This is a genomic window from Pseudomonas sp. (assembly GCF_050739655.1).
Lineage (GTDB): Bacteria > Pseudomonadota > Gammaproteobacteria > Pseudomonadales > Pseudomonadaceae > Aquipseudomonas.
Window position 1 is genome coordinate 1 of record NZ_JBOIBY010000539.1, and the last position, 2,612, is coordinate 2,612.

The following is a 2,612-nucleotide window of genomic DNA, read 5'->3' on the forward strand; positions in this document are numbered from 1 at the left end:
GAAAAACTCAAGAACGCCGCTGGGTGTCTGGTTTAACGCATTATCGTTAACGACCATCGCGAGCAGGCTCGCTCCCATAATAGCCTTACATCCACCCATACTCCGCCATCGACAGCGGATCACCTTCACCGATGATGAAATGGTCAAGCACTCGAACATCGACCAATTCCAACGCCTTTTGCAGACGCTTGGTCAGCACGCGGTCGGCCTGACTGGGGTCGGCGTTACCCGACGGGTGGTTGTGACACAGGATCAGCGCTGCGGCGTTATGCGCCAATGCGCGCTTGACCACTTCTCGCGGGTGAACGCTGGTGTTGTCGATAGAGCCGCGAAACAGCGTTTCAAAGGTCAGTACCTGGTGTTTTGAATCCAGGAACAGGCAACCAAACACTTCGTGAGGTTCGTGGCGCAGCATCGCTTTGAGGAACTCACGAACAGCCTGTGGATTTTCCAGCACCGACCGGTGACGTAACCGCTCGGCCAAGTGTCGCCGCCCCATCTCCAGCACGGCTTGTAGTTGGGCAAACTTGGCCGGCCCAAGCCCTAGCTCGGCACTGAAGGCCGGTAGATCCGACTCAAGCAGATTGCGCAGACTGCCAAATCGGCTCAACAGATGCCGCGCCAGGTCGACCGCACTCTTGCCCGACACGCCGGTTCTTAAAAATATCGCCAGCAATTCGGCGTCCGAAAGGCTCCCCGAGCCCTGCTCAAGCAACCTCTCCCGCGGCCGTTCCGCCGCCGGCCAATCGCGAATACTCATAGCACCTCCTTGTCTGTGGGCGCCGCTGTTCCGTAGCGGTCGCTGTGATATCGTAGCCCATCTTTTTTGCGGGCGAATTCACTCCTGGGGAGGGGGTTTCGCTACGTATGTCACCAACGAATTGAAAGGCAGGCCTATGCAGCGGCTGTATCGGAAACGCATTGTTCTGGGCGTCGGCGGCGGCATTGCTGCCTACAAGAGCGCTGATCTGGTTCGGCGCCTGATGGATCAGGGCGCCGAAGTGCGCGTGGTCATGACCCGTGGCGGCGCCGAGTTCATCACCCCGCTGACCATGCAGGCCCTGTCCGGGCATCCTGTGCATCTGGATTTGCTGGACCCTGCGGCCGAAGCCGCCATGGGCCACATCGAGCTGGCCAAATGGGCCGACCTGGTGCTGATCGCCCCGGCCACCGCGGACCTGATCGCCCGCTTGGCTCAAGGCATTGCCGACGACTTGCTGACCACACTGGTGCTGGCCACCGACGCAGTGGTCGCCGTCGCCCCGGCAATGAACCAGGCCATGTGGCGCGACCCGGCTACCCAGGCCAACCTGCAAACTCTCGAAAGCCGTGACATCAAGGTCTTCGGCCCTGCATCCGGCAGCCAGGCCTGCGGTGATGTTGGCCTTGGGCGCATGCTTGAAGCCACAGACTTGGCCCAGCTCGCTGCCGATTGCTTCCAGCGCCAGGCGCTAACCGGCAAGCACGTGTTGATCACTGCCGGCCCAACCCAGGAAAACATTGACCCGGTGCGCTACATCACCAACCACAGCTCCGGCAAAATGGGCTTTGCCCTGGCCGAAGCCGCGGTGGAAGCCGGCGCCCGCGTGACCCTGATCACGGGCCCAGTGCATTTGCCGACTCCGGATCGCGTCACACGCATCGACGTGGTCAGCGCCCGCGACATGCTTGCTGCCTGCGAAGCCGCGATTCCTTGCGACCTGTTTATCGCCTCGGCAGCGGTCGCGGACTACCGTCCGGAAGTTGTTGCACCACAGAAACTCAAGAAAGATCCTACAAACGGCGACGGCTTGTTACTACAAATGGTGCGCAATCCAGACATTCTGGCCAGCATCGCCACACGCCCCGACCGGCCGTTCAGTGTCGGTTTCGCTGCCGAAACCGAACACCTGCTCGATTACGCTGCCCGCAAGCTGAAAGACAAAAACCTCGATTTGATCGTCGCCAATGACGTCGCCAACCCGAGCATCGGCTTCAATAGCGAAGAAAACGCCTGCAGCGTGATCGACCGTGAGCTTCACGCCACACTTTTCGCCCAGACCAGCAAGAGCAAGATTGCTCGCCAGCTGATCACTTTTATCGCCGAACGTCTGAACCAGGTTTAATTTACATGCACGCTTTGCAAGCCAAGATCCTCGACCCCCGCATCGGTACCGAATTCCCGCTGCCGCAGTACGCCACGCCCGGCTCCGCGGGCCTCGACCTGCGCGCCATGCTGGAACAAGACATCGTGATCAAACCGGGTGAAACCGTGCTGATTCCGACCGGGTTGTCGGTCTATATCGGAGACCCAAACCTCGCCGCGCTGATTCTGCCGCGTTCCGGCCTGGGCCATAAGCACGGCATCGTGCTGGGCAACCTGGTTGGCCTGATCGACTCCGACTACCAGGGTCCGCTGATGGTGTCGTGCTGGAACCGCGGTCAGACCGACTTCACCATGACCGTCGGCGAGCGCTTGGCGCAGCTGGTACTGGTACCTGTGGTACAGGCGCATTTCGAGATGGTCGAAGAGTTCGTCGAGACTCAGCGCGGTACCGGCGGTTTTGGGCATTCCGGTACAAAATAAAACCGCTACCCCTCTGTAGGAGCTGCCGCAGGCTGCGATCTTTTGA

General features: G+C 60.3%; 3 protein-coding genes. 2 read left to right on the forward strand and 1 reads right to left on the reverse strand.

The window, feature by feature from the left end:
• Nucleotides 1–85 precede the first annotated feature (85 nt).
• Entirely contained in the window at nucleotides 86–760 is a 675-nt protein-coding gene (gene radC / locus ACRESJ_RS25870; RefSeq protein WP_431760404.1) for a RadC family protein, read from the reverse strand.
• 136 nt (nucleotides 761–896) lie between these two features.
• On the opposite strand from radC, the gene coaBC reads away from it, so the two are divergent.
• On the forward strand, nucleotides 897–2,105 hold the full coding sequence (gene coaBC / locus ACRESJ_RS25875) for a bifunctional phosphopantothenoylcysteine decarboxylase/phosphopantothenate--cysteine ligase CoaBC (protein WP_431760405.1): 1,209 nt from the start codon (nucleotides 897–899) through the stop codon (nucleotides 2,103–2,105).
• A 5-nt stretch (nucleotides 2,106–2,110) separates the two neighbouring features.
• Nucleotides 2,111–2,566: a dUTP diphosphatase gene (gene dut / locus ACRESJ_RS25880; RefSeq protein ID WP_431760406.1), complete on the forward strand. Its 456-nt coding sequence runs from the start codon at nucleotides 2,111–2,113 to the stop codon at nucleotides 2,564–2,566.
• Nucleotides 2,567–2,612: the final 46 nt, after the last annotated feature.

Coding starts and splice junctions, on each gene's coding strand:
- dut (WP_431760406.1), top strand. CDS start 2,111: ATGCACGCTTTGCAAGCCAAGATCCTCGACCCCCGCATCGGTACCGAA.
- coaBC (WP_431760405.1), top strand. CDS start 897: ATGCAGCGGCTGTATCGGAAACGCATTGTTCTGGGCGTCGGCGGCGGC.
- radC (WP_431760404.1), bottom strand. CDS start 760: ATGAGTATTCGCGATTGGCCGGCGGCGGAACGGCCGCGGGAGAGGTTG.